This is a genomic window from Lysinibacillus sp. UGB7 (assembly GCF_049058285.1).
Taxonomy (GTDB): Bacteria; Bacillota; Bacilli; order Bacillales_A; family Planococcaceae; genus Lysinibacillus; species Lysinibacillus sphaericus_B.
In genome coordinates this window covers 43,306-69,150 of the sequence record NZ_JBMGUV010000024.1, presented here as the reverse complement: position 1 = coordinate 69,150, position 25,845 = coordinate 43,306, and the positions used below count along the sequence as shown (strand labels likewise).

Annotated in this window: 20 protein-coding genes and 2 pseudogenes; 12 read left to right on the top strand and 10 right to left on the bottom strand. The window is 37.7% G+C overall.

The window, feature by feature from the left end; genetic code table 11:
• Nucleotides 1-44: 44 nt before the first annotated feature.
• Nucleotides 45-893, top strand: coding sequence for an ABC transporter ATP-binding protein (locus tag ACOMCU_RS19430; RefSeq protein ID WP_010857693.1), 849 nt, complete (start codon nucleotides 45-47; stop codon nucleotides 891-893).
• The gene (locus ACOMCU_RS19425) at nucleotides 890-1,597 is read left to right on the top strand and encodes an ABC transporter permease (protein WP_010857692.1); all 708 of its coding nucleotides are present in this window, start codon (nucleotides 890-892) and stop codon (nucleotides 1,595-1,597) included. The genes ACOMCU_RS19430 and ACOMCU_RS19425 overlap by 4 nt, the downstream gene beginning before the upstream one ends.
• Before the next feature lie 553 nt (nucleotides 1,598-2,150).
• Here ACOMCU_RS19425 and ldmS read toward each other — a convergent pair.
• Nucleotides 2,151-3,305 (bottom strand): L-aspartate--L-methionine ligase LdmS, encoded by a 1,155-nt coding sequence (gene ldmS / locus ACOMCU_RS19420; RefSeq protein ID WP_010857691.1) that lies wholly within the window; start codon nucleotides 3,303-3,305, stop codon nucleotides 2,151-2,153.
• A gap of 145 nt (nucleotides 3,306-3,450) precedes the next feature.
• A complete protein-coding gene (locus tag ACOMCU_RS19415) occupies nucleotides 3,451-4,026 on the bottom strand; it encodes a GNAT family N-acetyltransferase (RefSeq protein WP_010857690.1) in 576 nt (191 codons plus the stop codon).
• Between the two features lie 95 nt (nucleotides 4,027-4,121).
• Between ACOMCU_RS19415 and ACOMCU_RS19410 the strand changes: the two genes are divergently transcribed.
• The 3 genes from ACOMCU_RS19410 to ACOMCU_RS19400 all read left to right on the top strand — a co-directional run bounded on the left by ACOMCU_RS19410 (nucleotide 4,122) and on the right by ACOMCU_RS19400 (nucleotide 7,842).
• Complete coding sequence (locus tag ACOMCU_RS19410; RefSeq protein WP_421051107.1) at nucleotides 4,122-5,483, top strand: PLP-dependent aminotransferase family protein; 1,362 nt, start codon at nucleotides 4,122-4,124, stop codon at nucleotides 5,481-5,483.
• 160 nt (nucleotides 5,484-5,643) lie between these two features.
• Nucleotides 5,644-6,453, top strand: coding sequence for an EcsC family protein (locus ACOMCU_RS19405; RefSeq protein WP_421051106.1), 810 nt, complete (start codon nucleotides 5,644-5,646; stop codon nucleotides 6,451-6,453).
• A gap of 114 nt (nucleotides 6,454-6,567) precedes the next feature.
• Nucleotides 6,568-7,842 carry a hypothetical protein gene (locus ACOMCU_RS19400; protein WP_421051105.1) on the top strand — a complete coding sequence of 425 codons (1,275 nt, stop codon included), beginning with the start codon at nucleotides 6,568-6,570 and terminating at the stop codon, nucleotides 7,840-7,842.
• A gap of 343 nt (nucleotides 7,843-8,185) precedes the next feature.
• Here ACOMCU_RS19400 and ACOMCU_RS19395 read toward each other — a convergent pair whose 3' ends face one another.
• A complete protein-coding gene (locus tag ACOMCU_RS19395; protein WP_010857685.1) occupies nucleotides 8,186-8,308 on the bottom strand; it encodes an alcohol dehydrogenase catalytic domain-containing protein in 123 nt (40 codons plus the stop codon).
• A gap of 166 nt (nucleotides 8,309-8,474) precedes the next feature.
• Here ACOMCU_RS19395 and ACOMCU_RS19390 point away from each other — a divergent pair, with 166 nt between their 5' ends.
• The 5 genes and pseudogenes from ACOMCU_RS19390 (at nucleotide 8,475) to ACOMCU_RS19370 (ending at nucleotide 14,590) form a co-directional block, all read left to right on the top strand.
• A complete protein-coding gene (locus tag ACOMCU_RS19390) occupies nucleotides 8,475-9,095 on the top strand; it encodes a hypothetical protein (RefSeq protein WP_421051104.1) in 621 nt (206 codons plus the stop codon).
• Nucleotides 9,096-9,345: 250 nt separating this feature from the next.
• Entirely contained in the window at nucleotides 9,346-10,338 is a 993-nt protein-coding gene (locus ACOMCU_RS19385; protein ID WP_421051102.1) for a LacI family DNA-binding transcriptional regulator, read from the top strand.
• 237 nt (nucleotides 10,339-10,575) lie between these two features.
• Nucleotides 10,576-11,956: pseudogene (locus ACOMCU_RS19380) on the top strand (hypothetical protein).
• An 18-nt stretch (nucleotides 11,957-11,974) separates the two neighbouring features.
• Nucleotides 11,975-13,396 (top strand): aldehyde dehydrogenase family protein, encoded by a 1,422-nt coding sequence (locus ACOMCU_RS19375; RefSeq protein WP_421051101.1) that lies wholly within the window; start codon nucleotides 11,975-11,977, stop codon nucleotides 13,394-13,396.
• A gap of 12 nt (nucleotides 13,397-13,408) precedes the next feature.
• Nucleotides 13,409-14,590, top strand: a complete 1,182-nt coding sequence (locus ACOMCU_RS19370; protein WP_421051099.1) for an iron-containing alcohol dehydrogenase — start codon at nucleotides 13,409-13,411, stop codon at nucleotides 14,588-14,590.
• Between the two features lie 461 nt (nucleotides 14,591-15,051).
• Here the strand turns inward: ACOMCU_RS19370 and ACOMCU_RS19365 are convergent, their stop codons facing one another.
• The 3 genes from ACOMCU_RS19365 to ACOMCU_RS19355 all read right to left on the bottom strand — a co-directional run bounded on the left by ACOMCU_RS19365 (nucleotide 15,052) and on the right by ACOMCU_RS19355 (nucleotide 17,792).
• Complete coding sequence (locus ACOMCU_RS19365) at nucleotides 15,052-16,236, bottom strand: NAD(P)/FAD-dependent oxidoreductase (protein WP_010857679.1); 1,185 nt, start codon at nucleotides 16,234-16,236, stop codon at nucleotides 15,052-15,054.
• A gap of 45 nt (nucleotides 16,237-16,281) precedes the next feature.
• Nucleotides 16,282-16,710 (bottom strand): DUF1641 domain-containing protein, encoded by a 429-nt coding sequence (locus ACOMCU_RS19360; RefSeq protein ID WP_010857678.1) that lies wholly within the window; start codon nucleotides 16,708-16,710, stop codon nucleotides 16,282-16,284.
• A 458-nt stretch (nucleotides 16,711-17,168) separates the two neighbouring features.
• On the bottom strand, nucleotides 17,169-17,792 hold the full coding sequence (locus ACOMCU_RS19355) for a TetR/AcrR family transcriptional regulator (RefSeq protein WP_421051098.1): 624 nt from the start codon (nucleotides 17,790-17,792) through the stop codon (nucleotides 17,169-17,171).
• 125 nt (nucleotides 17,793-17,917) lie between these two features.
• On the opposite strand from ACOMCU_RS19355, the gene ACOMCU_RS19350 reads away from it, so the two are divergent.
• Nucleotides 17,918-20,104, top strand: a complete 2,187-nt coding sequence (locus ACOMCU_RS19350; protein WP_010857676.1) for an MMPL family transporter — start codon at nucleotides 17,918-17,920, stop codon at nucleotides 20,102-20,104.
• A 197-nt stretch (nucleotides 20,105-20,301) separates the two neighbouring features.
• Here ACOMCU_RS19350 and ACOMCU_RS19345 read toward each other — a convergent pair.
• Together ACOMCU_RS19345 and ACOMCU_RS19340 are read right to left on the bottom strand one after the other, a co-directional pair.
• Nucleotides 20,302-20,388, bottom strand: a pseudogene (locus ACOMCU_RS19345) (SDR family oxidoreductase); the annotation flags it as partial.
• A 191-nt stretch (nucleotides 20,389-20,579) separates the two neighbouring features.
• Nucleotides 20,580-22,094, bottom strand: coding sequence for an MDR family MFS transporter (locus ACOMCU_RS19340; protein ID WP_010857675.1), 1,515 nt, complete (start codon nucleotides 22,092-22,094; stop codon nucleotides 20,580-20,582).
• A 157-nt stretch (nucleotides 22,095-22,251) separates the two neighbouring features.
• Here ACOMCU_RS19340 and ACOMCU_RS19335 point away from each other — a divergent pair, with 157 nt between their 5' ends.
• Nucleotides 22,252-23,160: a TetR/AcrR family transcriptional regulator gene (locus tag ACOMCU_RS19335; protein WP_010857674.1), complete on the top strand. Its 909-nt coding sequence runs from the start codon at nucleotides 22,252-22,254 to the stop codon at nucleotides 23,158-23,160.
• Nucleotides 23,161-23,400: 240 nt separating this feature from the next.
• Here ACOMCU_RS19335 and ACOMCU_RS19330 read toward each other — a convergent pair whose 3' ends face one another.
• Together ACOMCU_RS19330 and ACOMCU_RS19325 are read right to left on the bottom strand one after the other, a co-directional pair.
• Nucleotides 23,401-25,047 carry a sensor histidine kinase gene (locus ACOMCU_RS19330; RefSeq protein ID WP_010857673.1) on the bottom strand — a complete coding sequence of 549 codons (1,647 nt, stop codon included), beginning with the start codon at nucleotides 25,045-25,047 and terminating at the stop codon, nucleotides 23,401-23,403.
• The gene (locus ACOMCU_RS19325) at nucleotides 25,047-25,748 is read right to left on the bottom strand and encodes a response regulator transcription factor (RefSeq protein WP_421051097.1); all 702 of its coding nucleotides are present in this window, start codon (nucleotides 25,746-25,748) and stop codon (nucleotides 25,047-25,049) included. Before ACOMCU_RS19325 ends, ACOMCU_RS19330 begins: the two co-directional genes overlap by 1 nt.
• Nucleotides 25,749-25,845 lie beyond the last annotated feature (97 nt).

Genomic DNA, 25,845 nt, shown 5'->3' with positions numbered 1-25,845 from the left:
ATCCATTAAAGTGAAGACATCAACAACACACAGGAGGTTTGAACATGGAGACAGTGATTGATGTTCAGCATTTGAAAAAATCATTTAATAAGGAAGTAGCATTACAGGATGTTTCATTCTCTATTCAAAAAGGAGAAATTTTTGGATTCCTTGGACCAAGCGGCTCCGGTAAAACGACAACCATTAAAATTTTGACAGCACAAACTGAAAGTAGCGCAGGAAATGTTTCTTTATTTGGTCGCCCTGCTAATGCAATGAAACAAAGTCATAACAGAAAACGGTTTGGTATTTTAACAGATAACAGTGGACTTTATACGAGACTTTCAATTGAAGAAAATTTATTACTCTATAGTAATTTATATCAACTTTCTAGTTCGGCCGTAAAAGAAGCATTAGATTTTGTCAATTTGTATCCTGAGCGAAAAAAGAAAATCAGTCAGCTATCTAAGGGGATGATTCAGCGTGTTACACTTGCCCGTGCGATTATGCATAAACCAGAATTATTATTTTTAGATGAACCAACTTCTGCACTAGATCCTGTAAATACACAACATATTTATAATGGGTTACGCAAGTTAAATGAAATGGGCACTACAATCTTTTTAACAACACATGATATGAGTGAAGCCGAGATACTTTGTGATCGTGTAGCCTTTTTACATCAAGGAAAAATTCGTGCTATCGGTTCTCCAAAGCAATTAAAAAAAGAATTCGGGGATGATTCCATTACAGTAGAATTGCAAAATGGAGAGAGTACAACGATTCAAAAAGGAGCACAAGATGCACAGAAACTGTATTCTTGGATGAAATCAGAAGAAGTTGTGCGCATTTTTACAAACGAGCCAACATTAGGTGATATTTTTATGCAAATAACAGGGAGTGATTTAGTATGAACATTTCAATGACACGTATTCAAGCCATTTTTATGAAGGATTACAAGGAGTTTTCACGTAATTATGCAGTATCGACGATGGTATTACTACCACTTATTTTAGCCTTTCTTTACAAGAAAATAGGAGTAAACGATATAAGTTCCTACTTTTTACCAATAAATTTGACATTTGCTGTTGTAACGGCTTATGTACAATGTTGCTTAATCGCTGAAGAAAAGGAGAAGAATACGCTCAGAAGTTTGATGCTATCTCCTGCCTCGCTTGCAGATATTTTAATAGGAAAAAGCTTATTTGTCTTTATTGTTTCTCTTATTGTTGTAACCATGACTATTTTTCTTATCGGCTATAATCCTGCTAGCGTTGTCATTTTAGCCATTGCACTAGTGCTTTCTACAATTTTTTATATTGCTTTAGGAACACTATGTGGATTATTTGCAAAAACAATTATGGAAGCATCCATTATCGTGCTACCTGTCATGTTTATTTTCTCATTCGGACCGATTGCTTTAGCGTTTTCCACTACTTATCCAATCTTAAAAGTTGCCGAGTGGCTACCAAGTTCTCAACTGGTCATTCTAGGAGAAGCTTTGGAAAGTAACTACACAACAATGGGTGTGCTAATTCCATTGGCTACAATCGTCATATGGTCACTATTAACTTGGGTTGTCACAGGATTTATCTATAAAAAAAGAATGGTCGATTAATGACCATTCAGATTGACAAAAGGTATTCGGAATAAATACATGCCGAATACCTTTTGTCATTTTAACAGAAATAGGAGTTACAAATAGCCCCTATTAACGACAGTAGTACGCTACGAGCAACTATTTCCTGCCATTTTTGAACTTTGCCATGTCCAATTAGCTAGCTTCTTCAAATTCAAGGCAGCAAATACACGTTCAATTTTCCATGAGTCCACCCGGTCTTGATTCAGCTCTTCTTGACGTTTTGCCTCATATACACGCGTTTCCTTGCACACGATTTTCTTTTAAATTTATGCCGTTTCGCACGCGCTTTCACATGTATCGAATCAATAAAGACATGGTCAGCGCTCCATAATCCTTGATCCGCAATTTCTTTAAAATGCGATAGAAAATCTGTTCAAATATAACTGAGTCTTGAAAACGACATTCTATTTACCGATAGACGTACACTAGTTGATTGGAGTGCAGGCGGCTACTTCTGCGGGAATAGCATGAGCGAAAAGCGTCCGCCGTAGCGCAAATCAACGGGTTTATATAGATACTTCTTTTTCTATTAATATAGTAACTGTTGTTCAAGTTTCTCAATTTCTTCTAGTGTATCGGCGTACCAAACACCAACAAATCTTGATTGTACTGGCTCGGCAAAATAATCTCCATCATAAAAGGATAACGGAAATAGAACGCCCTGATTTACGAAGTTCTCTATTTTTTGAAAGAATGCTCCATTTTCTTTAATGTCTTTTGCTGCATAAGAGGTGAATTTATTGATTGGCTTCCCAAGTGCCTCATGGAACATCAGCATGGAAGTAGAGCCATTTTGGCGGAAATTCAAATCAATCGCCTGCACATCCCCAGCCTCTGTTACTATCAAATCAAAGCCCGCTACGCCCACAAAGCCCTCTGCAACACCTTGTTCCATAATATGTCGGCCTACTTCAATTACTTTTTCTGGTACTTCATCCACAATGACATTTCCTTCATAAATACCATTGTCATCTGTCATTTGTTGAGAAGCCCCTAAATATTGAATACCTAACTCCCCTGAATAAGCAAACTGACAGCTAAAATTGTCCTTTGCCTGCAATAGCTCTTCAATAATAATACTGTCAGTACCTGTCATACGAAATTGCCGTAAACCCTCTGTTAGCTCATCTTTATTTTGGCAAATGATGACCCCATACCCACCAGAGGTTGGAGAATCATCTCCAGGCTTCAACACAACAGGAGGCTGCCAATTTTTGATCGCATCTGAAAGTTTGTAAAGTTCTACATTTAAACGACTTGGCACAAATTTACTATCAATTAAATGATCAATGTAGGCCTTTGTATTTAACTTATTAAATTTTTCAGCGTCCATCCAATAACAATCGCGAGTCATGTGCTCTATCTCATGTAAATATTGACAGACAATCGTCTTCCCTTCATCACACCAAGTTTGGATATGGGCTAAGTATTCTTCTTGTGTTTCATAAGTATATGGTTGCTCCACCCAAGGTAAACCTGCCAAATCATGAAGCTTCTGTGCTTTATCACTCTGTGTTGCTCGATGGACTAACACTGGTATATCCGCAATGGCCACTTCCCTTGAAGTCAATGCATCTAGTTTATGTGCATCATCCATCATCCATGGATTATCACTATACGGTGTACGTGGCGTATAAACAGCGTTCTCACCATAAATTTGTCGTAATGTTAATTTAGGTTCCATATAGATTACTCCCTTTCAAGTCATAAATAGTTTTCAAGTAATCTACCCCTAAACCACAGTACTCACACTTTAATGGGAGAAACCTAGCTTAATCGATTAGAAATTATCCATTTTAATCCATATATTTAGTTGTTTAAACTAGTATTTACTTAATTAATTCTCCCAAATGTCTTTTCACTTCGGGCCATTCTTCTAAAGTGATGCTATACATCACTGTATGACGAGCTGTACCATCCTTGCGAATCATATGGTTGCGCAGAACACCTTCTTTTGTCGCTCCAATACGTTCAATCGCCCGTTGAGAACGTAAATTTTCTAGGTCTGTCTTTATTTGTACACGTTGTAAATCGAGCACTTCGAAGCAATATTGTAATAATAAGTACTTGCAGTTTGTATTGACAGCTGTGCGCCAAAAAGTAGGTGTAATCCATGTATTCCCTATTTCGAGACGTTTGTGCTTGTCGTCAATATCCATAAAGCGCGTTGAGCCTACAATTTTTCCCGAGCGTTTTTCCACAATAGCAAATGGAAATTCTTTTTTCTTCATCTTCTCCGTTAAAGCTTTGTCCACAAAGTTATGCACATCACTCTCCTGTTCAATCGTTGTGGACAAATACGACCAAATCTCTGGAAAACTCCCAGCAGCTAATACCCCTGAAACATCTTCTTTTGTTATGGGTTTTAATAATACAATGGCATTTTCCAATGCTGTAAATTGCATCTCTTTCACTCCTTTTTCAATTATTTAACTTCAATTTTGATATGATGAATATAACCAATTTAACAAAACAACACCATACCAGGAGGTTTAATAGCATGGAACTTTCTATATCATTCTTTGGAAATTCCCCAAAATATGTACAAATATATGAGCAAATTAAACAAGCAATTCTCATGAAAAAGCTATCTCCACACGAACAATTACCTTCAAAACGTATGCTAGCCAATACACTCAATGTCAGTATCCATACCATTAAAGAAGCATATGAGCAGTTGCTTGCAGAAGGGTATATTTATAGTAAAGAGCGCTCAGGTTACTTTATTGCTTCCTTCGAGTTTGAGTGGCTACAACTACCGAAAAAAGAAAAGCCCGCTCCCCTAAAAACAACTATAAATACTATTAAATTTGATTTTCACAATGGACATGTAGACAAACAGGCTTTTCCATTTTCGACATGGCATAAATTAATGAAAAAACACTTCCATGCAAATAATTTATCAATCAGTCCTTGGCAAGGCGAAGATATATTACGAGAGAAAATTGCCCAGTATGTTGGACGTTCAAGGGGCGTTATTTGTGAAGCATCGCAAGTGTTTGTGTATAGTGGTACACAAACACAGCTACAGGCCCTTTGTCATTTTTTTGGTCAACAATCGCATGTTGGCTTAGAGGAGCCTGGTTTTAAAAGAGTACGTGCCACTTTGCATCAATGTGGTTTACCGATTCATGCTATTCCTGTTGATAACTCAGGTATCACGGTACCGAAAGAAGTAGTCCACATGTTATACACAACGCCGGCTCACCAGTTTCCACTTGGTATGGTGATGTCGATTGAAAGGCGGACAGACCTCTTACAGTGGGCGACATCAAATGAGGCATTTATCATTGAAGATGATTATGATTCGGAATATCGCTACAAGGGGCTTCCTATTCCCTCTCTTGCGAAACTGGATCAACTACAGCGAGTCATATATTTTGGCACATTTTCAAGAATTCTCATTCCATCCCTGCGCATTAGTTATATGATTTTACCGAAGTCACTTGCCGAGGCATTCACTATTTTCAACCAAGAACAAAGGTCTACTGTCTCTAAAATAGATCAGCTCATACTCGCTGATTTCATTGAACAAGGATTATTCGAAAAGCACCTTGCTAAAATGCGCACCATTTATCGCAAAAAACAACAGGCATTATTAACTGCCATTAGCACCTATTTCTCCAAAGAGTTTAAAGTAATCGGGGAAAAATCTGGTTTACATATTATTATAGAATTACCAAAGAGGCTCTCTGAATATGAAGGGCTTCAACGTGCTCAGTCAACTGGAATTAACGTATATCCTTGTTCTACTTCCTTTCAGCACTCTTCTGAAAATGCCATGATTATTATTGGCTATGGTGGTTTAAGCATACAGCAAATTGAAGAAGGGATTGCTTTGCTCGCTAAAGCATGGCAATAATTCACACGCATTTGTTGCGAGTAAAAACTCCACGGACTTTTAAAATTGCCATAAATGCTAGAAAACGAAACCTTTTATATTATTTATCGTATTCTATTTAAAGTGAGCTTTAAACAATGGGAAATGTAGGATAAATGCACAGATAAGGGGAATCGGCTATTTGGAGAAGAAAGAAGAATTAGAAATTCAGTTACAAACCATTCAAGCATGGGAGAAAGATCAAAAGGGGTTATGGTTTTGGGAGAAACTAGGGCGTATACCGTTTAAAATATTAGATAAAATGACACCGGCTTTCATTCAAAATAAAATAGCTGTATTGGTCGATGAATTAGGAAACTATATTCAATCTGGTGGAAAGTATTTAATTAACGAGCACTCAATGCTTCAAAAAATACGCAATGCCTCTTCCTATAAAGATATTTTTACCATTTCGGATGTTGGTAAAATGCCTTTAGAAGACATGATTACCCTGAGTGACAAGCTTCAAAATGACCGGGTCAAGCTTGCAACAGTACAAGGTGCCTCTACTGGCATTGGTGGCATCTTTACGATGGCTATTGATATTCCTATGATCTTAGGCATGTCACTAAAAACACTGCAAGAGATCGCACTTATTCATGGCTATGATCCGAATGAAAAAATTGAGCGTATTTTCATTGTAAAATGTTTACAATTTTCTTCTGCCGATATTGTTGGAAAGGAAGCTATATTAGAAGAACTTTCTTCTATGCATAAAGATAGTAATGCATCTGAAAATATGATTTCGCAGCTGCAAGGTTGGCAGGAAGTATTTTTTACCTATCGTGACCAAATGGGTTGGAAAAAGCTATTTCAAATGATTCCAATTGCTGGCATCATCTTTGGTGCATATGCTAATAAAGGAATGATTCAAGATGTTGCTGAAGCAGGTACTATGCTCTATCGAAAAAGACGAATCTGTGAAAAATTAACTGAACTTGAAAATCTTTAAAACAATTTGAACAATTTGCATCGTTAACTGAACATGAATAGTAGTTAGCTGAACCAGAAATAAGTGTAATAGCGTGATCTATCAATTATTAAAATACTATCGAGGAGTGATATTATGGCAACAATGTCTACCTTATCTGAAGCTACCCGATTTTTTAATGAACAATTTCCCGAAGGCAGTTCTTATAATTCAAGATACTCTCAAGTTTCTGCAATACGTTCTGGTTCCAATGGTCAAGATGCAAATTTACGCTTTCAAAGGTTGGGTAACCAGCTACAGTTCTTAGCAAGTTTATATGATAAATTAACAGCTTCGTCCATCCTTAAAGAAAGTGTTAAAACGGCAATTCTTGCTACATTAACTGCGATGGAGGATTTAAAGAACAGTGCTGGTCAATCACTCCTTCTTAGCAATGCTAACTTAGGCGGTTCTCCCTCTGGTGGCATTGTCTTAGCAGGTTTAGTCATAACTCGTACAGGTGTTTATCATGATTTAGATACAGCAAATAGAAATCGAGTAGCCTTAGCCACAGATTCTTTAGCAAATCAAATTACCTCTTGGATGGATAGTTCTTCAAACCCAAGCTACAACGCTTTAGAGGATACGGTTAGTTGTTGGAGAAATCAAAGATTTGCTAACTTTGCTGTGAATGGCCCTATTCTTCACGTAGGGGGTCTAGGCTTATACTTAGATCTTTTAGCGAATTATAGTTCAGCTTCTTCATTCCCAAAATATCAAACACTTTATAATTACGGCGCTTACGTCATGGATAAATGGGCAACTTTAGACTCTTCTGGAACGCAAGCTTCACTTGCTATTGGTGGTTTACTTTCAATAAATTCTGGTCGCAAGTTCTTCCCTTCATCAGGATATAATGCGTATGTAGGAATGGGGTTAGCTTGGCTTGCCCATGGTGTTGCATATACAGGCAACCTTGGTACTATTCCTGATTCTCGCTTACTGTGTGATTCAAAAAAAATAAACAATTTTTATAGAAATGTTTTTCATTCTCAAGCTAACATGAAAGCTTATGAAATCAGTGAACCAGCAGATTTTACTGGTGGAAAATTAACTGAAGATACGATTCTTGCAGTTGTTGAACTAGGTTATACTAGAACTGAGATAGATCAGTTACTTGCTGGTCATGTTGATAGTTCGACGGGCTATCTTTATACACTTTCTTGGAACGGTGACTCCGCTTTTTTAGTAGCACTGGACAGGGCTGTTCGAACTGCTGGGGAAACGGTGTTTTTAGAAACTGAAGCGACTGATGGCTCATCAGTCATTATTGCCTATTCTCGCGTAGGAGAGGCTGCAGCACATAGAGCTATGGCTGGATTTGCCGGTATGCTACAACGAGGTATCCCAACAGTAACTGATGGGAAGTAATGTAATACAGACAGATAGGATGACTCCGGCACTAACCGTGGTCATCTTATCCCCTCTTAAAGATTAATTAACATTCTTTTATTAAACGGACTTTTTTTTGCATACAACACGTTGCACAGCATATTTTCTCATTATTAAAAGATGAAAATTTCCAAGTACCTATTGCTAAGGTTTTTGTTAATTCCATGACCCTCTGTATAATCATTGACTCAGGCACTAAAATTATCATACATCCTGTGGGATTTTAAAGACCATTTGCTACCACATATTCTGCATATGCGCCGTTTTTCGGAAAGGCAATCACACACTCTCCATTTTTAAATAAACTACTATTATCAAAAACTTACTCTATCTCACCAGCAACATCTAAATCAAGAATCATTGGGAAATTTGCCTTGGCTTTATTCCCTGTTCGATTTTTAATATCCGCAAAATTAACACTCGTATACGTTGTACGAATTAACACTTCCCCTGCCGAAATAGTAGGTTTTGGACATTCAACATACTTAAAACAGACGTTGGCCCAAATTCATTAATAGTCATAGCCTTCATAATCCCACTCCTCCCTGTTATAGTTAAATTATAAAATAAAAAGGGATACATTTACATTTTAATATATGGGGGAAGTTCGAATGAATAGAAAGCCTAGAAAAGAAAAATATAATGGCCTAACTTACAACTTTTTTGAATTAAATAATGATAAAATCTGCTTCATGTTTTCTGGCACTGGTTACACATATGAAAAACCTCTTCTATACTATTCCACAGCATTAATGCTTGAGCTTGGCTATGATGTCGTGCAAATCTGTTATTCTTTTGGACAGCAACAATTGGAACAAGAGCCAAAAGCCATTTCAGAAATGGTGTATAGTGCAACAAATCCTATTGTGACTTTCGTTTTAAACAACAAACCTTATCAAGAAGCAGTGTACATAGGGAAATCACTCGGGACTTTACCAATCGTAGATTTTTATATGCAACAGGATACATCATGCTCTTCTCGATATGTACTATTTACACCACTTCTTGCACTCAACCATATCGTACAAAATTTGCAAGATAAACATGCCTTTTTGGCAATTGGTACAGCAGATCCACATTTCTCAAAAGAAAAATTGGACCAGCTCAACTCCCACCATCTTGCAATTGTAGAAAACGCCAACCATTCTCTAGAATTAGTAAACAATACACTAACATCCATGACGCTTTGTCAGACGCTGTTAAAAGAATTACAAATATTTATGCAAAAATGATACAGCTCAGCAACAGTAATGTACGAAAGTAAAGATCTGTGCCGCTCACTTATCTGTTGAAAATTTTTACTTAAAGAACTTTACTTTATCAACATCTATCTAATCAAGTGATTTAATCAAGATATTTCGCTAGCTATTCCCCACAGATTTGTTTATTTCTTAGTTACTAATGCATCTATCAAGTAGTCACCTTACAAGATTAGCTGTATATTAGATGTATACATAGTCATTGTACGAAGGAGGTATTTTTTTGGTATCATCGAAGGATGTTGCAAAATATGCAGGTGTGTCACAAACAACCGTTTCGCGTGTGTTGAACACCCCTGAGTTGGTGAAAAAACCAACGCTCGATAAAGTAATGAACGCCATACAAGAATTGAATTACATTCCAAATGCACATGCGCGTTCACTTGTTCAAAATAAAACAGGTACCATTGTCCTTCTTTCTGGTCCGTTGCACAATCCTTTTTTCGTCGATACAACTACTGCAATCGTAAATTATGCGAATGAAATGGGCTACCGTGTTAATGTACAGTTTGTTAACGATAAAAAACTTTCTGAAGCTTATGCTACAGCAATTGAACATAAAGTAGACGGTATAATTTTGTCCTGTATTTTAATTGAAGATCCCTTTTTTGAGCAATTGAAACGAATGAATATTCCATTTATCACCTATAATCGCAAGCATAAAAACAATGAACATTTTGTTGAAATTGACAATTTTGAAGCAGGCTATTTAGCAGCGCAACATGTCATTAATCTAGGTCATAAACGGATTGCCTGGGTAGGTGGACCATTAACGGTTAGTACTTTTAATAATCGTTATCTTGGCTTCTTGCAAGCAATGCGAGATGCTTCTATAGACATTGCAGAGGCCTATATCTTTAATACAGACACCTCAAAATTGGATATTTCTCGTGCTTTTCAAACTTTAATGGCGCATCAACATCCCCCTACTGCCATATGTACTGGTGCTGATTCGCTCGCACTAAATTTATTAGACGATGCTATGCGGAACAATTTTGTAGTTCCTAAAGACCTGAGTATTATTGGAATAGATAACGTGGACTTAAGCCAACACGGAGCTATTCAACTAACGACAGTTGGTAGTATTTCAGAGCAAAATCTAGGTTTTATGGCAATAGAAAAATTAATTGAAATGATTGAAAATAAAAAAAATAGTTGCGTAAAAATTACGGAATCTGTTAAAGTGTTTGATAGAAGCACTACTCGGAAAATATAAAACAAACTTTCAATAAAGTTTGTTTTATATTTTATTACCAAATGAATACGTAACCATATCATTTTTTTATTACGTTAAATGGTTAAGCATACATATATTTATACATTAATTGATAGGGCATCCTTTTTTTATTCAAAAATGGTTACGTATTCATTGTAATTGTAAAGGGGCATGTTTCGTTTTATAGTTTTCTTATAATAAAGGGGTTATTTTTCACATTGAGGAGGAGAAATGTTTATGAAATGGAAAAATCGTAAGTACGGCGAAGAATCGCCTTATATTCCAGCGGGTCCTTTTAAAATCCGCTTGCCTTTTATTCACTATCGTTTTGAATGGCCAGATTATGTACAAGGGTTGTTAATGTGTGCTGTTGATTTGTCTGCAATTCCATTATTAACGACTTTACTCGGCATGCCATTCGAAGTAGCTTTAGCGATTATTGTATTAAATGGTTTGTTTTACTTAACGCATCACTTATTAGGGGATCCAGCAGTACCAGGCTGGATTACACCGGCAATTCCGCTTATTACATTGTATTGTCAGCAATTCCCTGAAGGTCCTGAACGTGTTCATGCGCTCATAGCCTTTCAGATGACACTCGGTTTGTTATCCATTTTCCTAGGTGCTACTGGCTTAGCCCAACGCGTCGTACGCCTAATCCCACCAGCAATGAAATCCGGCATTATTCTTGGTGCTGGACTTGCAGCTGTTATTTCGGTCTTCCAAGTTGGTGGACGATTTGAGACATTCCCATGGACAATCTCTATTGCAATCGGCATTGGATTTTACTTATTATTCTCAAAACATTTCTCCATTTTCCATAAACGAAACGCATTATGGGCAACTATTGCCAAGCTAGGAATTTTCCCAGTTATTCTTATTGCCGTTATCATTGCCCCCCTGTTCAGAGAGGCACCTTGGCCGTCTATTCAATTCGGGTTTTCAGCGCCAGATTTTATAACGCTTTGGAATGACTACACCGTATTTGGTTTAGGCTTACCACCATTCATGATGTTTATTACAGGCCTACCTACTGTATTAGCAACATATATCGTACTATTTGGTGATGTCTTACAAAATAAGGTATTGGTAGAAGATGGGTCAGCAGTTCGACCAGATGAAAAGCTTGAGTATAGCCCAAGTCGAGCACATTTAATCTTTGGTATACGTAATTCATTTATGAGTGTTTTAGGTCCTGGTAACGATGTGTGGACCTACTTGGTCAGCTATGCAAGTTGTTATGATTGAGCGCTACAAAAAGGGGCGTAAGGCAATGGACTCTTTCTTCGGTGGAATCGGCTCCTTCCGATGGGGGACAAATACAGGTTTACTACTATTACCGATTGTCAGTCTAGTTGAACCAATTTTAGGTGTCGCACTAGCACTAACACTCTTAATTCAAGGTTATGTCAGTGTAAAAGTTGGAATTTTAGAGGCAAGAAGCCAAACAGATTTAGGGATTGCGGGTATTATTGCAGCTGTACTTTGTATTAAAAGCGCAGCATGGGCATTCGCAGTTGGTATTATTTTATGTTTATTGATTTATGGCAAAGACTTCTTTAAAGGTGAAGTCGACAAGACATTTACGAAAGACCAGTTGACTCAAGACGAAGCTTAATGATGGAAGGATGATTAGATGAAAAAGCAATATTATGTGAATGGTGAATGGAAAACTGCAAATCATTTTGCAGAGCTGCACTCCCCTTACTCTAAAGAGGTTATTGCCGAAATCTCTCAAGCTACACGTGAAGATGTTGAAGATGCAATTCAGTGTGCCTATCATGCAAATTCCGCAATGGCTGCATTAACAGCTTACGAGCGCGCAGCTATACTTGAACATATCACACAGCTCTTTATTGAACATCGTGTGAAGGCTGCTGAAATAATCGCCCTTGAAGCAGCGAAGCCTTTGCAATATGCATTAGGCGAAATTGATCGCACAATTGAAACCTATAAATTTGCAGCTGAAGAAGCGAAACGTCTTACTGGTGAAATGATTCCAATGGATGCAGCAAAAGGTGGTGCTGGGCGATTTGCCTATACGATTGAACAGCCTTTAGGTGTTATTGGTGCTATCACGCCATTTAATTTCCCGCAAAATTTAGTGGCACATAAAGTAGGCCCTGCTATTGCAGCGGGTAACACGATTGTCTTAAAGCCCGCTTCTCAAACGCCACTTTCTGCGCTATTTTTAGCAGAGCTAATTAATCAAACTGCCCTACCGAAAGGGGCTTTCAATGTCTTAACAGGTAGTGGTAAAACTGTCGGAGACGCACTTGTAGATAGTGACAAAGTTAAAATGATTACATTCACAGGTAGTCCTGCAGTTGGTATTGGCATTCGTGAAAAAGCAGGCCTAAAGAAGGTTGCCCTAGAATTAGGCTCCAATGCAGGTCTTATTATAGATCGCAATGTAGACTTAGATGAAATCGTGCCTAAGTGCGTTATGGGGGCTTTTTCAAATCAAGGTCAAGTATGTATTTCATTGCAGCGCGTATATGTATTAGATGAATTATTCGAGGCGTTTACTGAAAAATTCACAGCTGCAACAAAACAATTAAAGATTGGTAATCCTCTTGAAGACTCAACAGATATTTCTGCAATGATTCATCCTGATGAGCAAGATCGTGCTATGAACTGGGTGCAAGAGGCAACCCAAGCTGGAGCAGAACTTCTAACTGGTGGCACTGTTGAAAATGGTGTATTTTTACCAACCATTTTAACGAATGTAGCCTCTACATTAAAAGTTTCATGCCAAGAGGTTTTCGCACCTATCATCATCATCAATCGTGTTTCTTCTATTGAAGAGGCTATATCAGCTATTAATGATTCGAGCTATGGCTTACAGGCGGGCATTTTCACAAAGGATATTCAAACAGCCTTTACTGCTTCCAAGCAGCTTGAAGTGGGCGGTGTTATCATTAATGACATTCCCACATACCGTGTCGATCAAATGCCATATGGCGGTGTTAAGGAAAGTGGTACAGGTAAGGAAGGTTTAAAATACGCAATTCATGAAATGACAGAAACAAAATTGGTCGTTTGGAATCAGCAATAAGGAGTGGCTATTATGTCTGAAAAAATTACATTTGCCCCTATTAGCTATACAGGCTGGGGTTCATTATCTCATCTATTAGATGAAGTAAAACGTTTTAAAGCAAGTAAAATATTAATAGTAACCGATCCTTTTCTTAAGGATATAGGTCTGACAAATCAGGTGACAGAGCCGTTAGAGGCTGAAGGTTACCCCATCGAAATTTATACAGAAGTTGTTCCTGAACCACCATTAGCAATTGGGGAAAAATTAGTTGCTCATACACGTGACAATGCTTTTGATTTAGTCATTGGAGTGGGCGGTGGTAGTGCACTGGATTTAGCAAAATTAGCTGGTGTACTTGCATCACATGAAGGCGATGTCGCAGATTATTTAAATTTAACAGGTACAAAACAAATCACGGAAAAAGGAATTCCTACGATATTAATTCCCACAACTTCAGGAACAGGCTCAGAAATTACGAATATCTCTGTGCTTTCTCTTGAAACAACAAAGGATGTGGTGACGCATGACAACTTATTAGCTGATGTTGCCATTGTCGATCCTGCCCTGACTATTTCTCTACCACCGAAAGTAACTGCCGCAACTGGCGTTGATGCTTTAACACATGCAGTAGAATCTTATATTTCTAAAAATGCTAGCCCTGTTTCAGATGCTTTGGCATTACAAGCTATTCGCCTAATTAGTAATTCGATTCGAACAGCTGTTGCGAATGGCCAAGATAAACAAGCACGAACTGATATGAGCTACGGTAGTTATCTTGCAGGGATTGCCTTCTTTAACGCCGGTGTAGCTGGGGTCCATGCACTTGCTTACCCTCTTGGTGGTCAATTTCACATAGCACACGGTGATTCCAATGCAGTATTACTTCCTTATGTAATGGGTTATATTCGCCAAAGTTGTGAAAAACGAATGAAAGACATTTATGATGCAATGGGCTTTAGTTCAGTAAATATTTCTCAGGAAGAAGCATCCTATAAATGTGTAGCAGAATTAAAACGTTTAGTTGAAGATGTGGGTATCCCTTCTTCCTTAAAAGGCTTTAACATCCCAGAAGATGCTTTACAAAGTCTAACAAATGATGGAATTGAACAACGTCGTATTTTAGCACGAAGTCCAATGCCTTTATTAATAGAGGATATTTATACGATTTACAAAGCTGCTTTCGACGGCATAATTGTAGAACCTTCGAAATAGGTGACAAATAAAGGGGCCGTTTAATAAGTCCTTCTACAATGTGAAAATATAATAAGAATCTGCTCGTGTTCTGCGCGTAAGCAGCAAGTCTCCTCGACGTTCAGCGTCTATAAGGATTCTTGCCTTGCTTACTTATCGCGGAAATCCGGCAGATTCTTTTTTATGGGTCAACTGCCGTAACGCTCCGCTACAACTTCGCTCTTTAAGTGGCATGAAGACTAAAGTCGTCACGTCCTGTGGCAACGCCTTCGAGACCAACACCTGTTGCTGTCGCTTCGCTTTCGCACATAAAACACCTGTTGCCCTGATGTGGCTCACGCCTTGCCCGCGAAAAGCGTCCACCGTAGCGGAAATCAACGGGTTCAAAAAAAAAAAAGACTTTAGACAAACTCAAAAAATTGAGTTTGTCTAAAGTCTGACGCTCCCCCCATATTGGGGAGAGCGTTTTTTAAGACTCAATCTTAGTATGCTAAGCCAAATAAAGCTTTGATATGTGTAAGATAGCGAATGTTAGACGCTTCTTTCATTAGTGTAGCAGGAAGTCCTTTAAGTTGCGTATTGTTAGCACCCACTGTTGCTACAGCATCTTTGCGACCTAAGCTTGCAAGTGTACCAGAGTTAACTGCTGAGAATGGCTTCAACTCTTGGTTTTTGTATTGTGCGAATAAGTTGTAACCAGCGCATTCACCCATTTGCCATGCAACTTGTGCAGTTGGCGCGTAAAGTGGACGTCCACCGTCAGCTGGTAATGCAACAGATGCGTCACCGATTACGAATACATCAGCATGTGATGTAGATTGTAAGAAATCGTTAATAGTTGCTTTACCGCGGTCAGCAGCAAGACCTGATTCACCTACTAGTGGAAGTGGAGCTACTCCTCCAGTCCATACAAGTGTGTTTGCAACGAGTGGCTCGCGATCTTTAAGTGAGATTACATTACCGTCAACGCCAGTAACTGGTGTACCTGTAATGAATTCAACACCACGTTTTGTTAAGCTTTCAGTAGCGCGCTCAATAAGCACATCTGGAAGTACTGGTAAGATTTTCGGACCAGCCTCAACAAGTTTGATTTTAAGGTCAGCAAAGTTAACGCCGTGTTTTGCTGCAATTTTAGGGAAGTTGTCCACGATTTCGCCAACGAGCTCGACACCTGTTAAACCGCCACCACCGATAACGATTGTTGCATCCGCTTCATCTTTAGACTGTGCGTATGCTTTAATGCGGTCTTCGATATGTTTGTTGATTTTGTTTGCATCGTTTACTGATTTAAGAACCATCGAGTTTTCTTCTAATCCTGGAATACCAAAGAAACCTGTTTGACTACCTAGTGATACTACTAAAGTATCATAAGGTAATGTGTAACCAGTGTCTAAGTCTACTTTTTTAGTGTCTACGTTGAATTTTGTTACTTTTGCAATCTCTAGATTAATATCTAAACCTTTGAAGATTTTTTTAAGTGGTAATGCTACAGCACCCTCTGCAATAGTTCCCCCAGCTAAACGGTGAAGCTCTGTGATGATTTGATGTGTTGGAAATTGGTTAACTACTGTAATTTTAGCTTCATCAGCTGATAAATACTTACGTGCAGTTAATGCAGTTAAAACACCAGCGTAACCAGCACCTAAGATGACGATTTCTTTTGACATTATTAATTAATCCTCCGTCCTTACGAATTAAGTGTATCTCTAGTCTTATTTAGATTGACGTTCAGCGTTTACTTGTAAAAAAGCATTTACAAAACGGAAAACACCTTGAACTTGAGGGTCTTTTAGCATTTTTACAAGACCAAATAAACCGATAACTTCTTGGCTTTCAGCAGCACGGTCTTTCGCTTCAATTGCAGTAGCTGCAAGATTTTTAGCTGTATCGACAACTGGACCAGCCATTTCTGTAACAGCACCAACAGTATCATTTTTTAGAACTTCATCTGTTGCAACTGCTTGTGCAAACTCATATGATTTTGTTAGTAACGTCATCATTTCAGTTAACTTTGGTAGTTGCTCAACTAAAGTTGTTAGAGATTCTTGTACCTCAGGCTTTAATAGTTGGTCTAGTACATCTAGTTGTTCTTGACTCACAGTTAATTGTTCAGATTGTGCTTGGTTATTCGTTTCTGACATTTTGAACTCTCCTTTGCCATCACTATTACTATTTTTATATTACTTCCATGTAAAAAAGACCATTAAGCGATCTCTTAACAGTCGTTACAGCGGATATCTTACACATTCACCAGTCACAAGGGCTGGATAGCAGTTACTATCATTAGTTATTACAATGTTAACTTCATTTTGCAAAAAGCACATCACAATTCCATCCTTATCTTGTCTTGGTGACATTATAATCTTCATTATAAAGCTGTTTGTACATTATTTCAATCAGCTAAATCACAATTTCGACAATATTTTCGAGATTCATTGATTTTGTCAACTATTTGTTGTTGATAAAGATATCTTTTTGTCCATTTTGTTAAAAAATACAAATCCATAATTCTCTTTTTTTAGCCGATGCGGTAATAAATATTTTACATGCAATAGTAATATATTTTACTTTTTCCAAAAAAACATTCAACTAGCAAAACTTATGACAACTTTTGAACAGACAGCCAGAAAAAATCAACAATCTCTTTTGCAGCTTCGGTTTCTGTTTGAAATAGTCGCTTACCTTCTCCATCTTTAAAATAGCCAACTGATATGATCGCCATAAAGGTATGTGCAAAAAATTGAGCATCTCCTTTGCGAATTGTCCCCTTGTCCATTTCACTTTGCATCGCGTACTCAATAGTTTTATACATTTCATTTTCCGAGGTATGAACTTTTTTTAATTGTATTTCTGTTAAATTAATTGTGGCTTCCCGCATAAAGTTTTTCATATCAATATCCAATGTTGCAGATAAATGTATTTCGACTAGTTGCTCTAATCGCTCTTTAAATGATGTAGGCTGCTCTAATATCTGTATAATATGTAGCCGTATTCTTTTCATCATTTCGATTAATGCCGAGGTATATAACTCCCCTTTAGTCGGGTAATAGTAATAAATAGTTGCTTTAGTAACATTACATGCTTTCGCTACATCGTCCATTGAAACATTCTTATAGCCATCTTTTATAAAAAGTCTTGTTGCAGTCTCGAGTACAAGATCTTTAGTTGGTTTAGCATTGTCATCATGGCGAGGCCTTCCTAGAACACGCGGTGATTGTTTCAACAAGTTCGCCCCCTTATAACGTATTATTTTTAGACATAGTATAACATATCAATAATTATCAGTTGATTAATTAACCTTCTGGTATATATAATTAATACCACATACAAGGAATGGAGGTTCATGTCATGCAAAAACACCCCCTCGAGCAATGGGGCGCAATGGTCGCAAGCAAAAAAGGTCGATTGTTAGCAATCACCCTGTGGGTATTACTTGTTGTTGTCCTATCTTTTGCTTGGCCACAAATAAATAGTATCGAAAGTGAATCAGGTAAAAACCTGCCAGAATCAGAAATGTCTGAGCGAGCGGCATCTATTATTGCCGAAGAATTTCCAAATGATGCCGGTACACCCCTGTTACTTGTCTGGCATCGTGAAAATGGTCTAACTACTGATGATTACTCAGCCATTCAAAATGTATACAAAGATCTAAAAACGAATCCTTTAGCGTACCAATCACTTGTTCCACCTTATGATGAAATGCCACCTCAGGCTTTTTTGGCATCTACATCTGAAAATGGTTCAACAATTGTTACACCTATTTTCTTTGAAAAAGACGTTGCTACTGATTTATTACAAGAAAGCCTAACTAATTTAACAAAAACAATGGAGAAGTATAACGCTCAATTAGATGAAGAGCTAACAAGTGATTCGCTCCATGTACGTTATTCTGGCCCTGTCGGCATTGCAACAGATGCTGTTAGCTTATTCTCGCAGGCTGATGTGAAGCTACTAATCGCAACTGTCATGCTTGTACTAGTGCTATTAATTTTAATTTATCGTTCTCCACTGCTTGCCATTATTCCACTAATCGTTGTAGGTCTTGCCTATGGTGTCATTAGTCCGACACTTGGTTTCTTTGCCGAGCAAGGCTGGATTGAGAAGGATTCACAGGCTGTGTCCATTATGACTGTATTGCTATTTGGTGCCGGAACAGACTATTGTTTATTTTTAATTTCGAAATACCGTGAAATACTGTTTGACTTTGAGGATAAGGCAACTGCAATGAAGATTGCTGTAAAAGAATCTGGCGGTGCCATTATGATGAGTGCTTTAACAGTGGTCATCGGATTAGCCACTCTTAGTTTTGCCCACTATGGTGCATTCCAACGCTTTGCTGTGCCGTTTAGTTTTGGCGTTTTAATAATGGGGATAGCTGCACTAGTTGTACTTCCTGCTATCCTTGTTATTATTGGACGTGTTGCCTTCTTCCCATTCACACCACGTACAGAGGAGTTGGCACGTAATAAGGGCAAAAAACAGCATAAGCCATCTCATAAAGTAAGCCGCAAAATCGGCCATTTCGTCACGCATAAACCTTGGGTCGTTATTGCGGTGACTGTTCTTTTACTAGGCGGTTTAGCAGCATTTGTACCACGTATTCAATATACATTTGATTTACTATCTTCTTTCCCAGAAGATATGCCCTCACGTGAAGGTTTTACTTTAATAGAAGAAAATTTTTCACCGGGTGAACTTGCTCCAGTTCAACTTGTAATTGATACGAAAGGAACAGCTATTAATATCCAACAGTCTCTCACTTCGCTACCTTATATCGATACTGTTGGAGATGTCCAAATTGGAGAGAAAAACGATTCCATTCAATTATACGAACTTTCATTTAATGCAAATCCTTATGCAAAAGAATCATTGGCACATATTCCAGAGCTTAAAGCTGAAGTTATAACTATACTTGAAAACGAAGGTATCAAAAATGCGGATAAGCAAGTATGGATTGGCGGAGAAACAGCAAGTCAATATGATACACAGCAAATTACTAAACGTGATGAATCGGTCATAATGCCTACAATGATTGCATTAATAGCCCTTTTATTATTTATCTACTTACGTTCTGTCACAGCAACAGTGTATTTACTGGCTACAGTCATCATTTCTTATTTCGGTGCACTCGGTGCAGGATGGCTTATTTTGCACCACGTCATGGGAGCAGAAGCGATTTCAGGAGCTATGCCACTGTATGCCTTTGTATTCTTAGTGGCACTCGGTGAAGATTATAATATTTTCATGATTTCAGAGATTTGGAAAAAACGCAAAAATGCAGATCATTTAACGGCGGTAGAAGAAGGCGTAGTTCATACAGGTAGTGTTATTACATCCGCTGGTCTTATTCTAGCAGGTACATTCGCTGTACTCGCAACACTACCGATTCAGGTACTTGTTCAATTTGGCGTTGTAACTGCTATTGGTGTTCTACTGGATACATTTATTGTACGTCCACTGCTTGTTCCAGCCATTACAACTGTTCTTGGAAAATATGCATTTTGGCCAGGACCGTTATTTAAAAAGGATGCCTAAGTCTTCACTTCAAAGGACGTCGTTTCACTAATAATTGTAACCCGTTTTTTGTGACGCTCTTTAGCACACAGAAAACGGGTTATATTTTAAAAAAAACGTTTTTTCACCTACATTTATCAATTTATCGACCAACTTCTTCAAGTTATCGATAACTATGAACGATTTATCCCCCAAATTCACTCATTTACCCATTAAAATTAATGCGCTGTATATCCCCCATCAACAAGAAGGGTTGTCCCATTAACAAAACTTGCTTCATCACTAGCTAAAAACAAGACAGAGCGTGGCGACGAGGAGCCTGAAGCCCTGCCCGCGAAAAGCGTCCGCCGTAGCGCAAATCAACGGGTTCATATAAACTTCTATTTGAAAAGAAAAAAGACAGTAAACAAACTCCATTTTTTGAGTTTGTTTACTGTCTGACCCCGTCCTAAGAACGTGTTATTTTTGATTATAGATTTAAAGTTAAATAAAATTATTAATTTGTTGGTTTTTTCAAATCCATTGTAGCTGCCGCACTTTCAACATTTACGCGTTTTAAGAAGAACGCTAGCACAAGTGCTAATACTGTTACTACAGCCGCGATTAAGAATGAATGTGTAATACCATCTAATAAGGCTGTTTGCATAATCTGATCTTGCATTTGTTGCATTTGCTCAGCTGATGGTACAACACCAGATTGAGCAGCTTTCGCTTGTGCTTCTGCGATTAAGTCTGCCGCCGTTGCTTTCGTACGGTTGTTCATAAATGTAACCAACACTGCACTACCAATCGCTCCTGCTACTTGTTGTAAGGTATTATTGATAGCCGTACCATGTGGATTCATGATTTGCGGTAATTGATTTAACCCATTTGTCATAATTGGCATCATTACCATTGACATACCTAACATACGTATTGAGTACATCGATACGATAAATGTATAGCTAGAATCCATTGTCAATTTAGTTAAACCGAATGTTGCAAGAGTTGTAATTGTTAAACCAATGATCGCTAAAACGCGCGGTCCGAATTTATCAAAAAGCTTACCTGTAATTGGCGACATAATACCCATCACAAGTGCCCCCGGAAGCATCATTAAGCCCGCTTCAAATGGTTCAATTCCACGAATTGATTGTACATAAGCCGGTGTTAAAATCATCCCAGAGAACATCGCCATCGAAACAATCACAGAAATAGCCGAGCTAAGTGCAAACATCGGATATTTGTAAATACGTAATTCAAGTAAAGGCTCTTCCATACGTAATTGTTTAAAAATGAAAATAATTAAAGAAATAAAACCAATCGAAATTGTACCGTACACCCAAGGACTAGACCATCCTTTATCCCCTGCTGTACTAAAACCATAAAGAATACCACCAAATGCAACTGTCGATAATATTACGGAAGGGAAATCTAAATGAACTTCACGTGTCTCCATCACGTTTTCTAATTTCCACACACCGAATAGTAAACTAATAATTGCAAATGGAATAATCATTTGGAATAGCATGCGCCAATCATGATGTTCCACAATCCAACCTGACAATGTTGGGCCAATGGCAGGTGCTGCAATCATAACTAAACCAAAAATCCCCATTGCTGCTCCACGTTTTTCTTTTGGGAAGCTCGTCAGCATTACATTCATTAAAAGGGGTGACATACTTGAAGCCCCTGCTGCTTGCACCATACGACCGGCTAATAGCACGCCAAAGTTCGGCGCAAAGCCAGCCATGATTGTACCAATTGTAAATATTGTCATCGCTGTTATAAATAGATGTCTATTTTTAAAGCGTGTTACGAAAAATGCTGAAGCTGGTACTAGGATACCACTTACAAGCATGTAACCTGTTGCAAGCCATTGTACTTTTGCGTACGTGATACCAAAATCATTCATTATGGTTGGCAACGCAACATTTAACAATGTGTTGTTAAGAAAAGCAACAAAAGCACCCACAAATAAAATAGCAATCATGCCATAAGGGGGCTTTTTCATTGTTAAGTCATTATTCATTTATATCCCTCAATTCTTTCTTGTTGTTTAAGATAAAACTTATTTTATACTCGTAGTCTACTTTTTTCAACAATTTAGATTAAGAAATTTAAAAACATTGATATATAAGCGTTTTCATTATAGAATGATAGTATAATAAATTAAAAAAGGTGAGGTTATGAACAAAAGAAAAAGACAAATACTTACTTCCGCTCGTGAACTTTTTATAGAAAAAGGATTCGTGGATACCTCCATTAACGATATTATTAGTGCAGCTAAAATATCTAAGGGCACATTTTATAATCATTTCGCTTCAAAAAACGAATGCTTAATTGCCATTCTAGATGAGGGGCGTGAGGAAGCAAGCAATCGTCGCCATGAGCTTCTTTACGGCAAAGATCCGACCGATTTGGAAGTATTAACACAGCAAGTTGCCGTGCTCATGTATGTCAATCGCGAGCACAATCTTATTCAAATTTTCGAATCCATTTTTCATTCGCGGGATAATGAACTAAAGAAAATCATTATAAACTATCACTTACAGGAGCTAGAGTGGCTTGCTAATAGACTTGTACAAGTTTTTGGCGAAGAAATTAGTCCGATGAGCTATGAGTGTGCGGTACAAACACTTGGTATGATTAACCTCTCCTTACGTGCAGTTTTAATTTCTGACTACAAATATATTAATCGAGAAGCAATTGTACGTGTTGCATTACGCAATATTAGTGTAATTATACCCGCAATGTTGGAGTCAAAAGATATCATTATAAGTGTTGAGATGATTAATGCTATACAAAATGTCGTGAATTATCGTTCAGTCAGTAAAGAAATGGTACTCGAACAACTACAAGGTTTTACGAAGGGATTATCGAAGGATGAAACGATTGAAGGTTTAGAGTTTGCTACTTTTTTAATGGAAGAATTACAGCAAAAGAAGCCTAAGCTCTTTATTATTGAATCATTACTTACACCTTTCAGAAAAGCATTCGTTGGAACCGAACACGTTGCAGAGGCGCGTGATATCGCCAATAATTTATGGCGTTACGTAAAAATTGAACACCCTTCTGAGCGCTGTAGCAAAAAATAACAAACCGCTAGTGCTTTGAACGGCTAGTGAGAAAAAAGTCAGGGCTGTCCCAAAAAGAATAGTATGCCTAGGAGTACCTTCGGCATACTATTTTTTCCAATATAAAAAACATGCGAAGATTTCTGCGAATCGTATTTGTGGCGAAAGCGTAAGTGAAACTTCAGCCATAAAGCAAGACAATCGTTATTGTTTAAAGAACTTTTCGAACAGCCCTATGTTTTCTTTTCAAACATTTATGTGTTATAGTCCACACGAAAATTTCACAACAAAAATAGTACCTGTTGCATCTGAATTCACGCGAATTGTCCCATTATGCAAATCAATTAATTGTTTTGTAATCGCTAATCCTAGACCAGTACCCGTTGTATCATCCGTTGTATTTGTTCCTCGATAGTAGCGCTCAAACAAGTTATCTAGTTCCGTTTGTGGAATTCCTGGACCTTGGTCAGCAATTGTCAACATGACGCCTTCTTGCGTATTTTGCGCCTCAACACTTACCTTCGTGCCATTCGGCGTATACTTCTTGGCGTTTGTAATTAAATTATCTAATATACGCTTTAAAAGAAGTTCATCTGCATCCAGTATGACATCCCCATGAACATGCACACACACCTGTTTGTCTGCAAACTGTAGTAACCACGTATTTAGTGGTAGCGATACCTTATCAAGCTTTATCGCTTTATTTTTCAATTGATACGTATAGGTTAAATCTTGAATGAGTGCATCCATATATGTAGCTTTTTCCTGCATGGTTTGCGCAAACGTACGCATTTCATCATTCGTCCACTCATAATCACCTGAAGCCAACATTGTTGAATAACCGTAAATAGAGCTTAGAGGTGTCTTTAAATCATGTGATAGTCCCGTAATCCATTCTTCACGTAATTGTTCAGATTGCTTAATTTGTCTTTCATTAGAGGCAAGTCGGTCCGATAAATGATTGAGCGATTCATCGACAGGTTGGAATAATTTAAATTTACGCTTCAATTTCCCTGTCTTCTGGTGATGAACTTTCTTATCACTCAATTTCCGGTAATCAAATTGCGCGAGTTGTTCAATCCGTGAAATAACGTATACAAGCGGTCGAACAAATTGGCGTGAAATCCCTATGGATAAGAATATGACGCCAATTAACAAGATAATATGTCCTCCGAAAAAAATCGCTACAAAAAGAAGCATCGCTTTATTAAAAGGTTCTTCAAAAGGTTTATAGGCTGGATTCGGCATGCGCACAACAAGTGTTGTTCCATCCGCTAGTGTTGCACTTTGAATAAGTTCTTGCTGTTCGAAAATGTCATAATTTTCTTCTAATAATTCAGGTTTATTCAGTTTTTTATAGCTTTCGCCAATAACTTTTACGCGCTTCCATCGATCATTATAAAGCTCTATAGAAGCCTTATTATCATTTAAACGCTGGAGCAAGTCTGCAGGCATGTCCTCATTTTTTTGCCAAACACTATATGTCTCGTCAAAAAGAGGCTGCACAAGTGAAGTAGGTAAAAATAATAAGTAATATTTAGATAGTTCCCATGTATGCATACCTGATCGTTCAAGAGACATAATTTCACTATCAGCAATTCCGCAAAGTTCGCATGTATCGCCTGTATAATCCACTATGTCCATTGATTGATTGATTAAATATAACTGCCCTAGATTCTCCTCAGCACGTTCTACTAAATAGTCCGCAATTCGCACTGATTTCCCATCCTTTATTACTGCGTCATCTACAATTTCATAGGAAGTCATGGTATGAATATTATCACCGACGCGTTTATTGATAAAAAATGCGAAAAATAACAGACTTACAATAAAACCCAAAATAATTAATAAATAAAATACTGTGAAATACGATACAAAGCGCAGTGTTAATCTCCTTGATGGTTTCATCACTGCACATCTCCATTGAGCTTATAGCCAATTCCTCTAACTGTGACAATACAACTTGGCTTACCTGGATCTACTTCTATCTTTTCACGTAGTTTACGAATATGAACCATCACCGTATTATCATCGAATATATAATCTCCCCACACACGTTCATAAATTTGTTCCTTTGATAATACTTGCCCTGTATTTTCACATAGATATTTCAGCAAATGAAATAACCTACCACTAATAATATCCTTTTTACCATCAACTGCGAGCTCCGCTGCATCCATATTAAACACAAAACGATTACAAGTATATATATGTCCCTCCTGCACATCCTCACTTTTCTTCATATAACGTGTAAGATGTACTTTTACCCTCGCCACAAGCTCTAGCGGATTAAATGGTTTCGTAATATAGTCATCTGCACCATTCATAAAGCCTCGCAGTTTATCAGCATCACTACTCTTTGCAGTTAAAAAGAATATTGGTGCATCCGTTTTTTCGCGTATATGCTTTGCCATTTCTAAGCCACTGCCATCCGGCAACATGATATCTAACAGATAAAAATCAAATTTCCCGCTTGCTATTTCCCTCATAGCATCTTGAACAGTGCCACAAAGTGTAATGTTGTCGATTCCTTCTTTGCGCAAAATGATGTCTATCATTTCCGCTATAGCTCGTTCATCTTCTAACACTAAAATTTTCGCATTTTTCATATTATCACCAACTTTTAAGATTACTTTAAGGTAGTCATTATATCCCTATAAGATTTTACTATTACTCTATGTATAAGTTAACCAATTAAGGAGATAA

Excerpts from the sequence above, each read along its gene's own strand:
- ACOMCU_RS19430 (WP_010857693.1), top strand. The coding sequence starts at position 45 with ATGGAGACAGTGATTGATGTTCAGCATTTGAAAAAATCATTTAATAAG.
- ACOMCU_RS19325 (WP_421051097.1), bottom strand. The coding sequence starts at position 25,748 with ATGAAAAATGCGAAAATTTTAGTGTTAGAAGATGAACGAGCTATAGCG.
- ACOMCU_RS19335 (WP_010857674.1), top strand. The coding sequence starts at position 22,252 with ATGAACAAAAGAAAAAGACAAATACTTACTTCCGCTCGTGAACTTTTT.
- ACOMCU_RS19330 (WP_010857673.1), bottom strand. The coding sequence starts at position 25,047 with ATGAAACCATCAAGGAGATTAACACTGCGCTTTGTATCGTATTTCACA.
- ACOMCU_RS19400 (WP_421051105.1), top strand. The coding sequence starts at position 6,568 with ATGGCAACAATGTCTACCTTATCTGAAGCTACCCGATTTTTTAATGAA.
- ACOMCU_RS19350 (WP_010857676.1), top strand. The coding sequence starts at position 17,918 with ATGCAAAAACACCCCCTCGAGCAATGGGGCGCAATGGTCGCAAGCAAA.
- ACOMCU_RS19390 (WP_421051104.1), top strand. The coding sequence starts at position 8,475 with ATGAATAGAAAGCCTAGAAAAGAAAAATATAATGGCCTAACTTACAAC.
- ACOMCU_RS19365 (WP_010857679.1), bottom strand. The coding sequence starts at position 16,236 with ATGTCAAAAGAAATCGTCATCTTAGGTGCTGGTTACGCTGGTGTTTTA.
- ACOMCU_RS19375 (WP_421051101.1), top strand. The coding sequence starts at position 11,975 with ATGAAAAAGCAATATTATGTGAATGGTGAATGGAAAACTGCAAATCAT.
- ACOMCU_RS19340 (WP_010857675.1), bottom strand. The coding sequence starts at position 22,094 with ATGAATAATGACTTAACAATGAAAAAGCCCCCTTATGGCATGATTGCT.
- ACOMCU_RS19370 (WP_421051099.1), top strand. The coding sequence starts at position 13,409 with ATGTCTGAAAAAATTACATTTGCCCCTATTAGCTATACAGGCTGGGGT.
- ACOMCU_RS19425 (WP_010857692.1), top strand. The coding sequence starts at position 890 with ATGAACATTTCAATGACACGTATTCAAGCCATTTTTATGAAGGATTAC.
- ACOMCU_RS19410 (WP_421051107.1), top strand. The coding sequence starts at position 4,122 with ATGGAACTTTCTATATCATTCTTTGGAAATTCCCCAAAATATGTACAA.
- ldmS (WP_010857691.1), bottom strand. The coding sequence starts at position 3,305 with ATGGAACCTAAATTAACATTACGACAAATTTATGGTGAGAACGCTGTT.
- ACOMCU_RS19360 (WP_010857678.1), bottom strand. The coding sequence starts at position 16,710 with ATGTCAGAAACGAATAACCAAGCACAATCTGAACAATTAACTGTGAGT.
- ACOMCU_RS19415 (WP_010857690.1), bottom strand. The coding sequence starts at position 4,026 with ATGCAATTTACAGCATTGGAAAATGCCATTGTATTATTAAAACCCATA.